At 44.4% G+C, this 19,635-nt stretch carries 8 protein-coding genes and 2 tRNA genes; 4 read left to right on the top strand and 6 right to left on the bottom strand.

What is annotated here, in order from left to right; genetic code table 11:
• Nucleotides 1-203 precede the first annotated feature (203 nt).
• Complete coding sequence (locus RDO37_RS01245) at nt 204-1,568, top strand: sulfatase-like hydrolase/transferase (protein WP_308497838.1); 1,365 nt, start codon at nt 204-206, stop codon at nt 1,566-1,568.
• Between the two features lie 496 nt (nt 1,569-2,064).
• Nucleotides 2,065-3,498, top strand: coding sequence for an SPASM domain-containing protein (locus RDO37_RS01250; protein WP_308497839.1), 1,434 nt, complete (start codon nt 2,065-2,067; stop codon nt 3,496-3,498).
• A gap of 332 nt (nt 3,499-3,830) precedes the next feature.
• On the opposite strand, the gene RDO37_RS01255 is transcribed toward RDO37_RS01250, so the two are convergent.
• The 5 genes from RDO37_RS01255 to xseA form a co-directional block, all read right to left on the bottom strand.
• On the bottom strand, nt 3,831-4,442 hold the full coding sequence (locus RDO37_RS01255) for a Crp/Fnr family transcriptional regulator (RefSeq protein WP_308497840.1): 612 nt from the start codon (nt 4,440-4,442) through the stop codon (nt 3,831-3,833).
• 729 nt (nt 4,443-5,171) lie between these two features.
• Entirely contained in the window at nt 5,172-5,978 is an 807-nt protein-coding gene (locus RDO37_RS01260; RefSeq protein WP_281710106.1) for a sulfite exporter TauE/SafE family protein, read from the bottom strand.
• A gap of 452 nt (nt 5,979-6,430) precedes the next feature.
• On the bottom strand, nt 6,431-6,847 hold the full coding sequence (locus tag RDO37_RS01265; protein WP_273319682.1) for a hypothetical protein: 417 nt from the start codon (nt 6,845-6,847) through the stop codon (nt 6,431-6,433).
• A gap of 417 nt (nt 6,848-7,264) precedes the next feature.
• Nucleotides 7,265-12,598: a hypothetical protein gene (locus RDO37_RS01270; RefSeq protein WP_308497841.1), complete on the bottom strand. Its 5,334-nt coding sequence runs from the start codon at nt 12,596-12,598 to the stop codon at nt 7,265-7,267.
• A 674-nt stretch (nt 12,599-13,272) separates the two neighbouring features.
• The gene (gene xseA / locus RDO37_RS01275) at nt 13,273-15,954 is read right to left on the bottom strand and encodes an exodeoxyribonuclease VII large subunit (RefSeq protein ID WP_308497842.1); all 2,682 of its coding nucleotides are present in this window, start codon (nt 15,952-15,954) and stop codon (nt 13,273-13,275) included.
• A gap of 448 nt (nt 15,955-16,402) precedes the next feature.
• Between xseA and RDO37_RS01280 the strand changes: the two genes are divergently transcribed.
• A tRNA-Cys gene (locus tag RDO37_RS01280) sits at nt 16,403-16,476 on the top strand.
• A 27-nt stretch (nt 16,477-16,503) separates the two neighbouring features.
• Nucleotides 16,504-16,577: transfer RNA gene (locus tag RDO37_RS01285), tRNA-Cys, on the top strand.
• Nucleotides 16,578-16,816: 239 nt separating this feature from the next.
• Here RDO37_RS01285 and RDO37_RS01290 read toward each other — a convergent pair.
• Nucleotides 16,817-19,099 carry an autotransporter domain-containing protein gene (locus RDO37_RS01290; RefSeq protein ID WP_308497843.1) on the bottom strand — a complete coding sequence of 761 codons (2,283 nt, stop codon included), beginning with the start codon at nt 19,097-19,099 and terminating at the stop codon, nt 16,817-16,819.
• Between the last annotated feature and the right edge of the window lie 536 nt (nt 19,100-19,635).

Raw genomic sequence — 19,635 nt, forward strand, 5'->3', positions numbered from 1 at the left:
TAAGATTAATATCATTAGAAAAGTATTCAAAAATGCTTCTGTAAAGAAGCTATTTGATAGCGGCTGCGTGTTTCAGCCGATATGGGTAACTTGTTAACCGTATGAGATTTGGCGCAACGACGCCATGAAGCTCACGCCATAATCGTAAGATTTGGCTGGAGCAATTCACGGTGCGTAAGTAAGGCATTGCAAAGGGAATGACTATGAGCCAAGTAACTCGTCCAAACATTATTTTCTACTTCACCGATCAGCAGCGTGCCGACACCTGCGGATGCTTTGGTCAACCTCTTAACATCACCCCAAACTTAGATAAGCTTGCATCTGAGGGTGTAAAGTTCAACAAGGCTTTCTCCCCACAGCCAGTTTGTGGTCCATGCCGTGCTCTGTTCCAAACCGGTAAGTACGCCACCGACACCAACTGCTTTAGAAACAACAAGATGCTGCCTCATGACGTTAAGACCCTGGCTAACTACATCGAAGAGGCCGGTTATGAGACTGCCTACATCGGTAAGTGGCACTTAGCCTCTGAAGGCGAGCTTGAGCAAAAGCCTACTGTAGACCACACTGTTACCGCTATTCCTAAGGAGTACCGTGGTGGCTATACTGGTTTCTGGCGTGCCGCTGACGTATTAGAGTTTACCTCTCACGGCTATGATGGCTTTGTGTTCGACGAGAACAACAATCAGATCGACTTTAAGGGCTACCGTCCAGATTGCATCACCGACATGGCCTTAGACTTCTTTGCAGTGCGCGACAAGTCCAAGCCTTTCTTCATGACCATTTCTCAAATTGAGCCACATCACCAGAACGATCACGCTCACTACGAAGGTCCAAATGGTTCTAAGGAGAAGTACAAGAACTTCACATTGCCACACGATCTTGAAGTATTAAAGGGCAATGCTGCTGAGGAATATCCAGATTACTTAGGTCAGTGCGCATCATTAGATGAGAACTTAGGCCGTCTCGTTCAGAAATTAAAGGATGAGGGTATCTACGATAACACCGTTATCATCTTTGCCTCTGACCACGGCTCTCACTTCAAGACCCGTAACACCGATGCTCACTTAAACGGCTACGATGATTACAAGCGCTCCTGCCACGATGCTTGCCTGCGCGTACCTTTAGTTATCGCTGGCGGCCCATACAAGGGTGGCATTAGCTTAGATGACGTAGTTTCAACCGACTCTCTGCCAAAGACCATCTTATCCTTAGCCGGTGTTAATGTTGGCGACAAGATGATTGGTGAAGACCTCATCGACGTAGTTGAGCACAAGGATCCAAGCCGTAAGCAAGAAGCTTTTGCTCAGATCTCTGAAAGCCGTATCGGCCGTTGCCTACGTACAGACAAGTACACTTACTCAGTCTACGCTCCAGGCGTTAACGGCGGTGAGAAGGGCTCAGCTGATCTTTACCGTGATGACTTCCTCTACGATCTTGACAAGGATCCATATCAGCTCAATAACCTCATTGCAGATCCAGCTTATAAGGACATTAAGCTTGAGATGCGTGAGCGCCTGCTTGCATGGATTGAGAAGGCTGAGCACACTCGCCCAACCATCGAGGACTAATTCCTTTTCTTAATAACTCTGAGTAGACCTCTTACTCAGTGCAACTACCCAAAGCCCAGATCGATTAATCGCTCTGGGCTTTCTTATCTAGACACACAACAACAGCAATCATCCCAGGCCCAGTAATCAGCAAGGACCAGCAATCTGCCCATACACAACAGTCTGGTAAGGTACAGTAATCGGCAGGGCTCAGGAGTCTGCCTAGGCACAGTAATCAGTCAGGATCAGTACTCTGCCAGGATCAGTAATCTGCCATGGCTCATTACATCGCCACAGTAACAGAGCAAAAGATCTTGGCTTTGAAATGATTTTATCAAGGGAGATTGGGTTGTATTTGTCGTCGTCTGACCCTTAATTAAGGGCTCTATCTGTGTTTTAATAGCTGCACGCCTTTGCCGCACAGACATTGCCCCTGCATTGCCACAGCATTGCTGTTGTTGCCTTTAAGGTCACTCTTTCGTGACCGCTTTTGTCATTTTGACCATCGGAGACACTCATGGCCCACCTGCAGTTTTTAGTGAAACCAGTCTCTTCACTGTGCAATTTAGAATGTGAGTATTGCTTCTATCTTGATTTGGCAACTCATCAGCACGATAAACCACGCAAGATGACCCGTGAAGTGTTATCTCTCTTGATGGATAGAGCCGCTGAGTACTTTATTCAAGAGTCAAATGGCAAGGAAGGCACTCAGGTGACTGCCAATGGCGCAGCTACTGCTGACAATGGCTCTGATATTAAGATCATGGATGGTGAGCACTCAATAAGTTTCTTGTTTCAAGGCGGTGAACCTACTCTAGCTGGTGTCGAGTTTTTTAAGGCGGTAATTGAAGAGCAGCAACGCGCTTTTGCTAAGTTTAATGGTCGTGTTCCGGTATTCAATAGTATTCAGACTAATGCCTGTCGCTTAAGCGAGGAGCTAGTCTCATTGCTTACCGCCAACCACTTTTTCTTTGGTGTCTCCTTAGATGGCCCTGCTCATGTCCATGATGCGATGCGCTTTTACAAAAACGGCCGAGGCTCCTTTGACGAGGTCATGAAAGGCATTGAGCTCTTACGCCGCTACCATGCTGAGTTCAACATCTTATGTGTGGTCACCGATATTGTGGTTAAGCATATTACAGAGGTCTATGCCTTTTACAAAGATCACGGCTTCTACAATATTCAGTTTATTGCCTGTCTTGACGCATTTGCTGCCATGCCACCGCATCCATGCACCACTGACCCCAAGCCAAGTGCCATTCCATTTAAAGCAGTTGAGCAAGCAGAGCACTACCACGACTGCAGCTGCGCAAGTAACAGCTCATTAGGTGCAGCCAATCATGCATCCCACTCTTGTGGCTGTGCAGATAATGCCACAGCTCTCGAAGTTGCTTCTAATACGCCAGCTTCATGCGCTAGCGATGCAGCTAAAGACGCGTCAGCGGTATCTGATGGCAAGCGCTTCTTGTCAGATGAGGCCTATAGTGAGTTTTTGGTCAAGGTCTTTGACCTCTTCTATGATGATCTCATCAACAAAGGCGAATACGTCTCTATTAGGCATATCGAAAACTATATTGCACTTTTGCTCAATATGGAGATCAACGCCTGCAATATGACGGGTGTATGCCGTATTCAGAATGTTATTGAAGCATCAGGCAAGGTCTATCCATGTGATTTCTATGCCCACGATGACTTTGTGCTCGGCGATCTTAAAGATAATACTCTTGCTCAGATCATGAACTGTCAAAGGGCTCAGCAATTTATAAACACCTCACGCATTGAAAACGGCTCATGCCTCAAGTGCGACTACTTTAAGCTCTGTCGTGGCGGTTGCGTACGTGAAAGAGAAAACAACGTCAACATCAGATGCGCTGCCTTTAAGAACTTCTTTGCTGCTCGTCTACCTAAACTACAACACGCTGCAGCTATCCTTAGCGGCATGCAAGGCTAAAACAAAAGGCCAGATACTTAGAGGCAATGCGTAAGCTTACTCATGATCTTTTCTTTGGCTCATGATCTTTAGTTTAGCTAATGAGCTTTAGTTTGAATCATGAGCTTGCAAGGATGTGCTGTACATTAAGCTGCGTAGTGTCGAGCCTATGAGACTGTGAAGGCGCTTTTTGAGGTGGTTTTGCAGGGCTCGTTAGCAATTAGCCTTAGTCGCTGAGGGGTGCTTGCAGCGCAATGAAGCAGCACGATAGTGCAGCGCGATAGAACGGTGCGATGGCGCGGCGCTGCAGGAGCAATTATCAGCAATCACAATATGAGTATTTAAGGGGTTTGCTACTTCGTTGGCTCTGGTAGCTTGCCTTCCTTGATGAGCTTACGGGCAATACGAATAGCAGTTTCGGTTTCGCATCCGGCAAACTCTGCTACCTCACGGTATGACCATGGGTACATGGGATAACGAGTTTTCAAGAAGTTAAGAGCATCGGAGACTCGTGTTAAGCTCTTATCGTATGACATATGGGCCAGACGGCTTTCGGCATTAGCAAGCTCATCTGAAATTGCAGCCATGAAATGCTCCATGAGATCGGTATTATCAGCTAAAAAATTGCTGCCATATGGAGTAATGCGCCATACCTTTGCAGGAATTAACATCTTGGCTGAGCAATGATAAGTTTTTTGACTAGAAAACCAAGTTCTATAGCCAAAGAACTGTCCGCTTTCGTATAGACGAATCAGACTTTCCTTACCGTTGTCAACAACATGGTATAGACCAATCAGTCCTGACTCAGCAAAGAAAAATGCATCTGCAGTATCACCTTGATGGTAAAGATAGCTGCCCTTAGTTAAGTTTTCACAAACACTTACATCGCAGGACTTAAGTGACTGCAAAAATGAGGGGTCTAAAGTAGTAACGTTAACTTTAATATCGCTCTTTTCTAGCGTCATAGTTCAACCGACATTCATAGACAAGAAAACATAGCCAAAGCTTGTGCTCTTGTAATCACTCACACTCAAATACTGTCTTATGTACAGACTGTCATTAGTATATAGGCATAGCGCTATGCTGCAAGAGTAAATTTAGTGATCTAACAAGCATGCATGCTCATTAATCAAAAGATCCAATAACATTTTGTACTAACATCATACCTACCTTGATCTAGTTGAAGCTATGTATCCCTCACAGTACTGTACACTTCCAAAAGAACAAGCTACGCCAGCTCTGGTTAGCTATCTACCCTGTTGAGCTTGTTTTAGCACTTACCTACTTTTAGCATGCATTAACACAGCATTATCAACGACTTGTGCTGCATGAAAGCAATATTCTTATGCCTATCAACGTTCATCTTGATACTGCTTATGCGCACACTATGCTGCATCGCTTTGACGCTGCCTAGATTCTTTGCTTAGGCTAAAGCTGCACAGCCTAGATCCTTTGCTTAGGCACTTGCCGTTGCCTTGATTTCTTGGCCTAGACGCTTGCTGCGTTGTGTAGGTTGCTGCGTAGGACACTGCCTACGGCGCTGCTGAGCTTATTGACCCAAGTGCGCTACGTAGGCTCATGCGCTCTGCTTCCAGCTTGCGGTGCTAGTTGCTTATTTTGCCTGTGGCCTTGTTTATACGTATCTTGTATCACGGGCATTATGAGAGCTGTTCTTATCTTTGTTGGATTACAAGTTAGCACAGAATCTCTAAGGCAAAAGTGTAGATGCCGATAGATAAGAGAATGCAGCCAAGGATGATATTGGCAAGTTTCGGAGATAATAAGCGCGAAATACGAATAGAGAAGAATGAGGTTACAAATGAGGCTGCCACCACAGTCATCACTACGGTAAGGTTGATATAACCAAGCTGCCACATGCCCTCAGCTACATAATCAATTGGCTTAGTGATGTAGCCGTACATAGAGCCAAGACCACCGATCACCATCATGTAGTTGGTGTATACCGGAACCTGCTTTTTGGTAACAAAGTTCAGCTGATTGATGAGTGGAGCCATAATGGAGCCACCGCCAATACCAGTGAAGCCAGCTATGGCACCGCCTAAAGCGCAATAACAAGTACCTTTAGCAGTCTCACTTTTTGTTGGATTTGCAGACTCCTTTTCTGGACCTGGTCGTTTTAAGAAGGTCTTAATGGAGAGGACTAACATAGTAAGCACAAAGAAGCCTACGATGTATTCGCGCTGCACATAAAAAGACAGCTCAAAGCCTGCCTGAACGCCAACAATCATGGCAACACACCAAAAGGCAAGGCTCTTATAGCTAAGTGGGATGCGCAGTCTTACAAAGTTCACGAGGTTAATACAGGCCGTTGCAATCACAATAGACAGTGAAGTAGCTGCAACCATCTGAATTGGAAACATTGGGAACAAGGTCAAGAAGATCGGCACCATCAGCACACCGCCGCCAATACCAAAGACGGCCGACATCATATTGGTAACTACGCCACAAGCAATTAAAGTAGCTATAAGCATATAGTCCATAACCATGACCTCAGAAGTGCTAAACCTAAGCTCAGAAGCTGACTTACAAGCTAGCTAATGGGCACTTGTTAACTGGTGTCTTCTCAAACGACATGGTTATTGTTGCATATGGATTCTAAATACTCTTATGACCTTTGTCATATAAGGCTTGATAAAGCGACAAATCTCGCTGGATTTTGTATTTTGCTACCTCAAGATACGCAAAAGCCCATCATATGATGGGCTCTTTTCATCTTGTAGCGTATCTCTTAGCGCTAGATAGCTGCACATAATAGGCTCAATAAGTAGCTGCCTTAGGCTAGAGCTACCATGGCCTTATCTGCCTACGAAGCTTTCATTGCTACATGCGCACATGCAAAGACATTAGGCTGCAGCGCTGTATTGACTGCATCATAGCCTCTTGCATCTTTCAAAATGCACGCTCTGGCCTACTGCCTTGCTAAGCTCTGTGGCTATTTACGTGGGGAGATGGTGTAGGCTGGAGAGGACAGACGTACAAAGTTAACCTCTTGGTAACCCTCTTCTCTGTCCTTTGGCATGTAGTCAGTGAACTTTAAGTTAGTCTTAACCCAGCCGCGCTTAACCTCATCACGATCGCTTGGCTCTAAGCTGCAGTCATGATAGACAAAGACCTCGTGAATATCGTTAGCGCCTTTTAAGATGACAGGGCTTTCTTCACCAGGCACAAATACATACCAGCCAATGGTGAGCCACTTGGTTTTATCGATGCGAGCATTGAAAGCAACGGAGCAATCTTCAGAAGTATCGTTCTTAACATCAATGCGAACATCCGCAGCTGCAAAAGGCATACATAAGAGTGATGCGCAGGTTAAAACAGCTGCTGCCACTGTCTTCTTTAACAGACTCATTTAAAGGAAATCCCTTGAAACACACCTAATAATATGGAACTAAGCATAGCATCTCACGAGCTAGCTTAGATTGCTAACAATTCTAGCATTAAGCATCATTCAAAATCACGCATCCTTGCACATATAGCCCAAAACTTAGTGATTATATTGATACTTGTCCCATTAGTTGGGCAAAGATGATGGCGGCAAAGCTAGCACTATTTCACAGTTTGTATGTGCTAGCTTGTATGTTGCTGTGCCTAAGATGATGCAAGAAAAGCTAGCACTATTTCACAGTTTGTATGTGCTAGCTTGCATGTTGCTGTGCCAAAGATGGTGTTGGCAAAGCTAGCACTATTTCACAGTTTGTATGTGCTAGCTTGCATGTTGCTGTGCTTATGGAGCTATGGTCGGAGCTATTTTTATGAGCTCGCTTGCTTAGCTACCTTTGGAACATTGGCTATGCATTTGAGCAATGAGTTCGGTATCGATATAAACAATCGCATCGTTACCTTCCCCCTCAAGCTCAAGAACCGGCACATCATACTCATCGTATGTGTAGTTATTGATCTCCTCAATTGCATAATTGCCTGAGAGCAGACCATGGCTTACACAGATACCGTTAAACTCCGAGAAGACCATAGCATCGGTACCTTGAACTGCCACTGCACCAATCACTTCACGCAGCTTTGCGTTCAAGATCTGATTGATCTTGTGCTCGCCTGCAGCGCTATCAGCTGCAGCAGATGCGCCACTTGCGCTTTGATCAGCAGATGATGCACTTGTGTCGCTTGCGTCTGCTGATGATCCTTTCGCGTCTGTGGCATCAGATGCGGATGCATCATTGTTTGCAGATGCGCTGTCATCTTTAGCGCTTGCCTCTGCTTGTTCGCTGAGGATTTCAAGCTTGGTGACGAGAGCTTCAGCGGCGGCCTCAGAAATGGCAATGGCCAGGGCTGATGCTCGCTTAACAGGAATCTGCTCTTTTGATAAGGCCTCGAGGTCTTGTTTGATCTCGTCATTTACGGTGGTGAGAGCGGCCTCTGCGCGGTTGGCATCCATCACACGCTTAATACGCTCAGCTCGTAGAGCTTCCTCTTCTTCCTTTTCTCGTAAGGTAGTGATTACCGCTTGGACTTGCTCACTTTCTTTGATCTTGGCGCGAATCTTATCCATGTCAAACTTGACTGGCTTTGGAATATTGCCGGCGACCTCATCAAATGACTTAAAGTTCTGCTCAGATCCTGATGATGTGCTATTTGTGAAAGTGATAAAGCGCAGCTTAGCCATGAGTAAGGTAAAGCGACGTGCATCTAGTTCACTGCAGCGATTGATGGCGCACTCATAGCCAAAGGCCATAGCGCTCAAGGGACGCAGACGAGCTGGCTTTTGTCCACCCACTAAAATGGCTTGTAAATCACCCTCTACTTGGAACCAAGCATTAAAATCAATTGGTTCTTCTCGCTTTATCACCTCAAAGCAAGCAGCTAAGTACTCATAGACAAAGCGGATGCAGTTATCAGAGCCCTGTATTTTGTGAATACGCACTATCTCACTTGCTAACAGAGGCACTAATCCCTTTAAATCGGCCTTTGGAATGATGGATTGAACCATCTCTAAAGCCATATATCCACAGTAAAGAGTGTAGGTTAAGTCTATATGCTGAACATTGCCATCAGCCGTTCTTAACTCAGCTGGAATATTGATGAGTTTGATGCAGTTATATCTTTCTCTTAAGAAGGTGAGCTTACTGCATAAGATAGCAGTGGTGGTGGATGGTACGAGCTGTAAGTTGAGATTAGCCCTAAAAAGAGCACTTGCCTCTTTAAGTCCTTCCATCTCAATGCCATCAGCAAAACCTAAATCATAGGCAGTCTCTGCATGCAAGGCAAAATCAATGAGCTCAGCAAATCGCTGCTCATCGCTTTGATAGACATAAGAGTCAATAATAAAGCGATTGAAGCATAGACCCTCAAGCTGATACTCACAGTTATCAGCATACTTGCGTTTAATCGCCTTAAAGTCAAAGACCTCAGATAAATCCACGCCAGCACTGAGGCTGTAGTAGCTTAAGTAATCATCACAAAGCATGGTACGCAGCACTGGCTTAACAAAACCATCGTAAAGCTGACCAATATGCTCATCGATAAAAGGTGAGTTCTTATCGTCGTAATGACTATCGTAGCAGTTATTAACCAAAGTAGGATTTGGCACGCACACCGCATCCTTAATGACAGCTACATCCATTTCTTGGCTGCTAATGGCAGAGAGCTTATCTACATACTTTAAAAGGCTTAAGCAAATACTGCATGAGGTCAGTCTAGAGATAATGTGCTCATCGATGTCTTTAACCGAAGTTATCTCAATCTTATTGGTGCCATTATTAACATGGCTGTACTCAAAAGAGGCCTTACGGGTCATGTCTTTTGGAATAACTAAGGACTTAGTTTTCATAAGTCCTCGCAGCGCTACCGCCACATTAGTAATAAACTTCAGGGCATACTTTAACACTAATGGCGAAGAGGACAGACGTGCATTACTAATAGAGCTTGAGAGCAATAATAAAGTGAGTAAAGCACCACCCTCTTGATTTGGAACCAAGCGGTTCAGGATATTGCTAGCACTTAAGGCCATATCCTTAATTAAATCAGGATAACGAACTGCGCCTACAGTGCATAAGTTCTGAATAAACTCAGTATCCTGAGATCCAAAGCGATCGGTCTCAAGGCTATTAATATCAAAAGCCTCGCCTAATTTGATCTCTTCATTAGCGCTGTTTTGGAAGATGAAATTGAGTGTCGACTCATCAAACTTCACTAAGCAATCATTAAAGTTTGGGGCGTCGGACATCTTGGCAAAGACCGAGGCTAACAAAGATGCTGCATCAGTAATAAAGCTTGCTGCAGTCTTTAATGCAGCTGAGTGATTGCCCTTGAAAAACTCATCAGCAAAACGAGCACAGCCTGAGATATAGACACGTGAATTGTCCTTATCTACAACATCTGAGACTAAGCTTGTAGACTCATCTAATAGCTGAGTTTCTAGCTCACTAGCATGTAGTACGCACTCAAGCATTGGCTTAGGCAGTAGTCTTAGCGCATTGTTAAAGACCTTTTTAGCGTACTTGTCCTTAAGCTCTTCATACTCGCTATATGTAGCATCCTCAGCAATATCTTCACTGCTAGCATTTGGGTTTTCTGGAGGAGAGGCATTGGCAACTAAGTTTAAGCATAAATCCTTAGCTTCATCATGCTTATGCTCCTCTACCCACATGTACAGTCTATGAGCTAACTCTCTCAGCACTAAGACATTGTGTAGCTGAGTGTGTTCACTCCCTCCACGGGTCTTTAAGAGGCTTAGTAAGTCTTGCGCTTCAACCACTTGATCAGCTTGCGGAAAGAGCAACAGCCACAGAGCAAGCAATGAGTAGAACTCTTTTGGAATGTCCAAAAGACGATTGCCATACTTACGAGTAATACGACTTAAGTACATGTTGATGGCAAACGGTTCTTTAGACAAGAGCGCAATATAGAAGAGCTCATTGTTAAAGTGCGTATGCGGAATCTGCAGATACTTATCAAAGTAGATGGTGCTGTGATAGTACAAATATGGCAGCGGATTAGCTTCACTAAGCAGAGCAAAATCACGACTGGTTAATGAGAAGAAACGCTGCAGCTCACTAGCATCTGAGTCACCCGCATTATTAAGCGCACAAGCAAGACGCCCATAACCAAAGAAGTTACGTAAGATAAGCTCAAAAGAGGCAATCTTATTAAAACGTTCTTCTTGAGAGATTGGATTATTTAAGAAGCGCTCAATGCTATAGCCATAGTCTTCATCTAAATTGATCTGAGCCTCAGATGGGTTATTGAGTACCACATCCTTTTGGCTCGACCATACTAAATAGCTATGGTACAGATGAGTTAAGCGATCAAAGACAAAAGGCACAATACGATATTTGCGTGCCTTAGAGTTATGGCTAGGCTTTGATGCTTGAGTTTTCTTAGAGCCTTTAGACAGACTATCTAGCTTATCGTTACTAGTATTACCGAAGCTTGGCAGAATAATGTTTTCTACCTCGGCAGTAACTGTACTCTTAGATTTATGTTTATTGGCTGCTGCCTTCTTATACTCAGGCTTTCCACCCTCATAAATATCAACTTTTGCAAGCTCAGCTAAAGAAGATAAAGCGAGCTCATCGCTTGATTTAGCGCGTCCATTTAATAAGGAGACAGTGTTTTTAAAAGAGATTAAGGCCGCATCAGTGTACTCACCACGCTTTTCAATTTCCTCTTCACTAGATAAATTAGCTTTAAGCTTGGCAACGAGCTCATCATTCACCACAATGCTTGATGAAGAGCTATCAAACTTACTACCGCCTTTAAAATGGCCCTCTGCAGATTCTAAAGTTACATTCATAGCCGCAAAAGATGAGGCATCCTCATTAGCTACACGCGCAGAGCCATTGTATGCGCGAGCTACTAACTCACTCTTGCGTGTGTCGTTATCTGCATGAGAGCGATTTGGGGTATACACCACCAGACGTGTTTGCGAAAAATCAGGCAGCATCAGACGTGTCTTTTGATCGTTCTTAAGCTGATTATCTAGCTTGTGTACGAGTTTAGACAAACGATCGGATGATGAGATCGAAAGCTCTTTTATCGAGTTTAAGAATGACTCTGAATAACCCATGCGCTGTTGTAAATGCTTAGCGCGGTCATAGAGATTTGGGGTAACATCTTGATGCTTACTAGAGGCAGCGGCAGCATTGGTCTGTCCCTGTCCATTTTTCTCAAGCTCACTAATAAAGCTGGCAATCTTGCTACGTAATCTAGTGCGACGTTGTGCTGCAGTTAGAGCGCTTAAAGGACGATCGTAAAGCGGTACACGCACTGACTTTTCGCGCACTACAGTGCTTGAATCAGCGTATACATCAGGGCAGTACAGATTGTACAAACGCTCAAGGCGAGCTTTGTATGGGAAGTCCTGAGGCACATCAATAGAGTGATGTGAAGGTGCAATCGTCTTAGCGATGATAGTGAGAATTTGCTCAGTAGCGGTTTGATCTAAAGGCTTGGAGACATACTTAGGATTGTCAAAGTGGTAGTTAAAAGAACCACAATCACAAGCATAGGAATATAAAGAGCGCACATGTCGATCACAGTCATGTGGCAGCATCAGTTTAGAGATGTACTCGTTTAACACTGAGCGTTGATTGGCATCAAGTGGACGTAATTGCGCAGCGCCTAAATACTCAAAGATACGGATAGCTACATTGTAGTTGTGCAGCTTAAGTTGAGCTCTGGCAATAGCATCACGCTCACGATTGGTATGCGCACTTTTCTTTTGCGCAATGAGTTCTTGTACTTTGCAAATATCTGAATCAAGCTGCAGTGATGGCTTACGCATGAGATAGACAACATTGTTCTCACCAATGTTGCGAGGCACCTTTGGTGGAATCATGGTGACCTCAGAGTTATCTAAAAGCCATAAGAGCTTGTATAAATACTCACAATCAAAATAGCGGCTGTAATCACCCACCATTTCGCTTGGCATCTCAAGCTTTAATGCTTTAATTAAATCGCCAAGTCGTACGGTATAGATACCACGATTGTGAGCTGTATTAACTACAGTACGCAGTGCTCTAGAAAACTCAAATGGTAGAGGCTCCTTGCGATTGAGCAATGCAAGAATATTATCAATAGAAAACTCCACCTTTCTACCCCCATCCATAGAGCAGTTTGCATCCATAGGATCTAAGATAAGCGCCACATGGTCTTATCCTATTGCATACAACTACTGTACAAATCGTCTACTACACTTACAGCTCGCAACGTAAGTTAGTCGCTCATGTGAGCGCTATTTCTTATGCCAACAAGAAAACAAGCCATACTGACCTAGCAAAACAGCAGCGCAACAGCCACCTTTCAAGCAAAGTCAGCTCCCGCTCAAAAAGCGGATCCTTAAAATTGTAGCAAAGAAATAGCACTATCTAAGATTCATGCTCAGCTTTTCACTGTTTTTTGTAGCAAAATCCAAAAGCTTGCCCCAACGCACCCTCTACCACCTCAGATTGTGATAAAGTTATACCTTTTGCCCAAACGCCCCAAGCCAACCAATTCAAGCGCTATCAACCAGCGAGCCCTGCACTCAATAAGCTAGCATCGCACTCTCAACCAGATAGCACCTCCATCTCAACAATCTAGCACCGCACTCGCAAGAGGCCAGGCTCAGTGCTCATCAAAACGATAATCAAAGCGCCCACCGCACCAAACTACATACGATAAAGATGCAAACCTCAGCCGCAATACTACCTTGCTGACAGCAATCACAATGCGGCGCAGCTGATCTCTAATCAGCGTGACAGTCTCAATGATAAAGCGGCGCTACTGTAGTCTATTCAGCGTGCAGGTCTCACTGCGAAATTCGTGCGGAGCTGCTGTGGTCTATTCGGCGTGCATGGTCTCACTGCTAAATTTGTGCGGCTGTACATCAGTTACCTTTGAAGTAACTTTGTAGCCCTGCATCAAGGTGATGATGGTATCGCCGATTGCAAGATCTTCACCTTTGACGCTGTGCTTGCCATCTTTAGTGGTAAACGACAGGCCTAATTTGAGCTGATAGAACGGGTCTAATGTCACTAGCTTAGACTCAAGAGCAATGATTCTTGTTTGATAGTCATTAAGCTTGATGCTCAGCTCGCGATCGTAGTACGAATTGAGCAAACTATCGACACGATTGAGCTTCTCCTCACGCGCACTAATAGCATGAGTAATTGCGTTACTCATACGTGGCAGCAAGTTAGCATCTAAGGTGTAAGTATCCTGCTTGAGCTTTTGGTCGATATTTACAATATGCTGCTCAAGCGCATTAGTAAGACTGTAAGCACGAGACTTGGCAAAGTTAATTTGATTGCGCACCATCTCCAATTTGTTCATGGCATTATCAAGACGCAGTCTTATATCATGCACACGCTCAAGACCTGCTGCTTGCTCTAATCTAACTTGGGACTGATCTAAGCGCTCACGACGAGCATTAAAGAACCTGTCTTTAGCATGATCGATTCGAGCTAAGAGCTCAAAGAGTCTTGCCTTACGTCTATCTAAGTCAGTTGCTAATGGAGCGTTAACTAAACGATTAACTAAGTGCTCATAGCGTGATTGCAGATTATCAATGCGACGTAGCACACTATCTTCAGCTCGATTAATCTGGCTTTCTAAGAAAGCTAAGAGATCATCACGAGTAATCGGAGTAATAGTCTCAGCTGCAGCAGTTGGAGTACTTACTCGTAAGTCAGCAGATCTATCGCACAGAGGACAATCCTCATCGTGGCCTACTGCAGAAATGATTGGCACTGGTGACATTGCCACCTTACGTACCACACGCTCATCAGAAAAGCACAGCAAGTCCTCAAAAGAACCACCACCACGACCGATGATAATAACGTCGAGTTTCCACTTAGCAGCATTAGCATATGCATATGACAGTGCATTTAAAAGCTGTGGTACTGCCTCTTGTCCTTGTACCTTGGTATCTAAGAAGATAAGTTCCACTAGAGGATTACGACGATAAGCATTAGTTGCAATATCATCAATAACACGTCCATCCACCGAAGTTACGATGGCCACACGCTGAATGAGCGGCGGCATTGGCAGCTTACGATTAAACACGCCCTCTAACTCAAGCTTACGCTCAAGTGCTCTTAACTGCTCTAAGATCATGCCGCTACCAGCTAAGGCCATCTTAGTAACAATGAGCTTGAATTGACCGGTCAACTTGTACAAAGAGCTCTTGCCTTGAGCAAAGACCTTTTGTCCTTCAGTTGGAATAAAGTTCAGAGCTCTTCTGTCTCGACTAAACATCAAGCAGTCAACTTTAGAGTTCTGATCTTTAAGTGCAAAGTACATATGGTTGCGATCGCTGATCTGCGAGATTTCACCAGAGACAACTACCTCGCCTAAATTAGTGAGGAAGTTATGGGTTACATCCACAAAGTCAGAGACGCTTAATGCCTTAGCACGAGGGCCAGCCATATTACGCACAATCTGAGCATCGATCTCCGCCTCTTGTGCTGCAGATACATTACGATCTAGGCCATTAACCCCACTACGCTCCGGTGGCAAAACTTGATTGCCAGGCATAGGAGCTCCCATGCCTCTTTGACCACCATTAAACGCCCCAGGCTCGTTACCTTGCCATGGAGCTTGCGGCGCACCAAAGTTACGACCAGAATGCATAGCCCCATGCCCAGAAGGCCCACCGCGCGAGCCAAAACCACTAGGCTGGCTAAAACCACTAGGCTGGCTAAATCCGCCCTGCGGCGCAACAGCGCCATTCATCTGATTAAAGTTACGGCCTGGCTGTGCAAATGGAGGCTGCTGATGAGCAAAGCCGCCTTGCTCAGAGACATGAGGTGCTGATGGTGCAAAACCACCTTGACCAAAAGATCTATCTTGCATGCCAAAAGCCGCACCTTGATGAGCAAAGCCACGATCTTGCTGCCATGGCCCATCCTGCTGCCCCATGTTCATATTACGAGGCGCACCGCCTTGCCTTGCATGATGTCTAAAGGCACGAGCAGACTCTACAGGATCAACATAATCGTTAAATGGTGGCACATGTTGCTCAGCCATCATCGGAGCATGACGCGATGCCATGCTATTAGCACCAGCCATCCCCTGATTAACATTAGGCACAGCCCCATGCTGGACATAAGGCGCACTACCCTGCTGCAATGGAGGAGCAAAGCCCGGCTGATCCTGCGGCCCAAAGTGCTGAGGGCCATTTGGAGCAGCACCTCTATCATATGGAGGTACACCCATGCCCATATCATATGGCGGCGGAGCTTGATCGTCGTAAAAGTCGCTTGGTGGTGGAGGCACTACAACACCATCAAAAATATCACCGTCCATCTGATTATTAGCTTGTGGACTTTGTACTTTAGATGCATTAGACCTTGTACCTTTAGTGCTCTTGCTCATGCGCACACCTTTGCGCTTAGGTGCATCCTCACTGTGGCTTGGCGCTACTGTTGTATCATTGCTATCGTCAGAAAGGGCTGACAAGATCTCATCAAGATCGGCGTCCTCATCAATTGGGAATGCGCTAGTCTCAAAATCGTCTTGCATAAAAAACACTCCGAATAGCAAAAGCCATTACTGTTCAGTACCAGGGTTAAGTAGGATGCATTGAGAGAAACTATATGGCTACAGCATCAAGCCATAGCTTTGCAGTCACTCTTGTACCTGCAAAATGCGATAGCACAAGTTTAGCACCCAATAGCCTAGTTCCATACAAAGTGTGCAAAAAGTGCCTCAAGCCCTATCTAATGGGAAAATTACAATTACATCGTGGCAAACGATGGTGCTACAGCCCTCAAGATAAAGCGAGGCATTTTAGTTACTCTATCCTTAACAAAGCCCATATACATGCCTAATATAAGCATGTATTGCTAATTAATGAGTCTGCTTGCTGCCTCGTTTTTGGCAAAAAGTTAAGATTGTATGTTGACACCTATATGCAAATCCTTATAATGAGCATCACTTACAGCGAACCAAGTAGCAGTAAGTAATTTTTGGCGACTTAGCAAAGCGGTTATGCAGCGGATTGCAAATTCGTGTAGTCCGGTTCGACTCCGGAAGTCGCCTCCATCACAACTCATTTACGAGTGCCTTAAAGGCGACTTAGCAAAGCGGTTATGCAGCGGATTGCAAATTCGTGTAGTCCGGTTCGACTCCGGAAGTCGCCTCCATCCAAGAGCTGTTAAAGCTCTTTTTTTATCCCCTCATGTTGTATCTAGCAATAGCATACACACACTAATCTAAAAGCCCCATTCTCACAGCTACAAGATCAATGTGCAATTGCGCAATCCTATGACCTTGCTTTGATTACAGCGCCCGCACAAACTGCATAAGAACTGAAAAGCCCCGCAATTGCGAGGCTTAAATAAGGGATTGAGCTCAATTAATTGAGCTTAGCAATTAATAATTATTAGAGGCTAATGCGGCCTTCAAGCTTGGCAGAGAACTCACCACGGCTATCAGCTACACCCTTGAGACCTACCTTAATTTGCTTAAGGATCTCAACATCAGCGCCTAAGGAAGTAGTAAACAGACCGCCATCACGAGCGGAGTAGAGCTCACCAATGGAGTCGTACTTACGCTCTACAGACATAGAACGATATTCCTCATTCCAGTCATCAGCATCAGCAAGATCAATTGCGTACTTCATATCACCGTTGAAGGTAAGGTTAGCAAAGTCACTTAAAGCAATTGGCTTGCTGTTCCAAGCTGCCTTAACAAAAAGTTCGTGTGACTGCAGGTTAGATGCACGAATGGTTGCATTGTTAGCGCCTAACTGACCATTCTCACCAATACCCTCACCGCCTACTTCACGGAAGTCCTCGTGAGTAAAGAAGGTATTCACCATACCACCAGTCATTTCAACGTTGCCGTAGTTGCTTAAGTCGAAGTCTTTAAACAGCTCAGTTGAGAAAGATAATGAGAAGCTATCAAAATCAGCGGTCTTACCTAAACCTTCCTTGTTGTTACGCTTGAAGCTGTTATCAGAACCTACTGCAGCAACACCAGAGCGAATACCAACATAGTCAGTATCAATCTGTAATCTGTAGCCAGCAATTAAGCTTGAAACATCGTTCTCTGAGCCGTTGGCATAGTCGATGTTGGAATTCATGTAACCGAGCATAGCAGTGCCCTTGATGTTTTTGGCAAACTGCTGATCGATACCTGCAACTAAAGCTACATCAAAGGTATCGTACTCAACTACACCAGCATTCTCGCTATCTAAGTCATCATTCTGATAAACAAAGATACCGCCCTTAAGCGCACCTGCTGAGCCGATGATCTGACCACCTGCGCTATCTGAGCCAAAGGAGCCAGAGATATAGCCAGTCTCTTTTGCAAACTTGTCAGCAATACCGTTAACAGTATTAGCACGGTTGCGAATCTGGGTATTTAAGTTTGCATAGTCACGATGCTTCCAATCAATTGCCTTGAAGAAGATATCGTGCTGATCTAACGCACCCTCATACATCACGTAGATGTTGGAGTCATCATGGGTGATTGAGGTATAGCCCTCAGACAGAACATTAGATAAAGTAAGCTTAATACCAGTATTAGTTACTAATGTCTGACCTTGTCTACGATCTGGATTATTTGGCTCTGCTGGATTTTTCTTATGAGATGTATATCCCACCAGATAGACATCTTCAGTTAGATTATGGGTACTGGTCTCTACAACTGCAACATTCTTTGGAATGTATGGCTCGTCAATCTGAGTCCAGGTATCAGTAGCCTCATCGTACTCAAAGCAGAGACGTCGCATAGTTGGATCTTTTGCAGGATCTTTTTCTGCCAACTCATTACGTACAGCTAGACGAATCTTACCTTTGTAATAGAAGATATTGCTCTCTGAAGTATTTGATACAGTTGGGGCATTCATGGAGGTATTAATCATCTTAGATACTGTCCATGTCTCGCCATTATCTTCTGATACCATAAAGCCAGAAGTACTTACAGAGCCTTTTGGTGCTGTGTCTTTAGTGGTAGCAAATGCCTGAATCGGCACATAGATCTTATTGTTATAGACCATACCGCCACCGGGACCTTGGAAGACAATTGAATAGTTATTTCCTGCGGCTTGTCTGTTAATTTGCCCCTTGATGTCATCATAGATGCTCTTGCTTGACCAAGTCTTGCCTTGGTCTTTAGAAGTAAGCATCACAAAATCAGATTCCTGCTTTGTTGTATTCACGCCAGTTAGATTATCAGGATTCTTTTGAGCAAAGCCGCCATCGCCTAAATGAACATTGTTACGAAGACCAAACATTAAGACGGTATTGGTTGCTTTGTTATAAACTAATGCTGGATCAGTGGCCAATGACATATATTTTTTGCTACTTGCGCCATCACCACCAGTTTCAGCGTCAATGATAGATAAGTCACTCCAAGTTAAGCCTCCATCGTAAGAGATCTTGGTTGATAACTTAGTTTCACGTACAGCTCTATCAGAGAAAAGATCTGACCAAATTGAGCCTGCGTAACGAACGTCAGCTGCGGTGATCAGAACGCCATTGCCCATAGATGCAATTGCTGGGATACGAAAGGCGATGTTGGGTCCTACCTCGCCTACTGCAAAGAGCTTGGCACCGGCTCCATGGTAAATATCCTGGTAATCAAAGTAATTGGCTGCGTGGGCAGATGAAGCAGCAAGAAGTGATGCTCCTAAAGCAAAGGCTAAACGTGATCTTTTCATGACAATACTCTTATGCAAAACTTGATGGAAATTTTTTCCAAATTTTTCAAAAAACTTAGCATAAGATTTCATGTAGCCATGCTAATTGACTATTGCTCATTACACATATCGATCAAAAGTGTTATCTAGATCTAAATTTTGAGATTAAATTTATGTCGCCCTACTTCTGTGCAATGTAGTGTAACACCGGATTTTGTGAAACGTTTCCAATTTGCATACAGATACAATCATTATGTATCCATCTAGCAAAATCCTATATCTAAGCGATTTAATGGATGTACCGGCAATAATTTTTACAAATTCTTAGGCCATCATGTGCCACAATATTCTAAATTTAAGCACACTGTATTTTATTGATAGTGTTCCATGCTAGTGCACATCATTGTGTGGAAATAGCTCTCGTCGGGAGCTTTTAAAAAATTTACAACTTTTGTTTGCTAAGTACCAAAGGCTTTGTTACATTGTCACTGTTAGCTACAGCTAACTTAAATTAGCCTTAGCAAACGTACGCTAACCTGCTACAGCTAAACAGACTG

This window comes from uncultured Anaerobiospirillum sp. (assembly GCF_902485895.1).
GTDB lineage: Bacteria > Pseudomonadota > Gammaproteobacteria > Enterobacterales > Succinivibrionaceae > Anaerobiospirillum > Anaerobiospirillum succiniciproducens.

Excerpts from the sequence above, each read along its gene's own strand:
- RDO37_RS01245 (WP_308497838.1), top strand. The coding sequence starts at position 204 with ATGAGCCAAGTAACTCGTCCAAACATTATTTTCTACTTCACCGATCAG.
- RDO37_RS01250 (WP_308497839.1), top strand. The coding sequence starts at position 2,065 with ATGGCCCACCTGCAGTTTTTAGTGAAACCAGTCTCTTCACTGTGCAAT.
- RDO37_RS01255 (WP_308497840.1), bottom strand. The coding sequence starts at position 4,442 with ATGACGCTAGAAAAGAGCGATATTAAAGTTAACGTTACTACTTTAGAC.
- RDO37_RS01260 (WP_281710106.1), bottom strand. The coding sequence starts at position 5,978 with ATGGACTATATGCTTATAGCTACTTTAATTGCTTGTGGCGTAGTTACC.
- RDO37_RS01265 (WP_273319682.1), bottom strand. The coding sequence starts at position 6,847 with ATGAGTCTGTTAAAGAAGACAGTGGCAGCAGCTGTTTTAACCTGCGCA.
- xseA (WP_308497842.1), bottom strand. The coding sequence starts at position 15,954 with ATGCAAGACGATTTTGAGACTAGCGCATTCCCAATTGATGAGGACGCC.
- RDO37_RS01290 (WP_308497843.1), bottom strand. The coding sequence starts at position 19,099 with ATGAAAAGATCACGTTTAGCCTTTGCTTTAGGAGCATCACTTCTTGCT.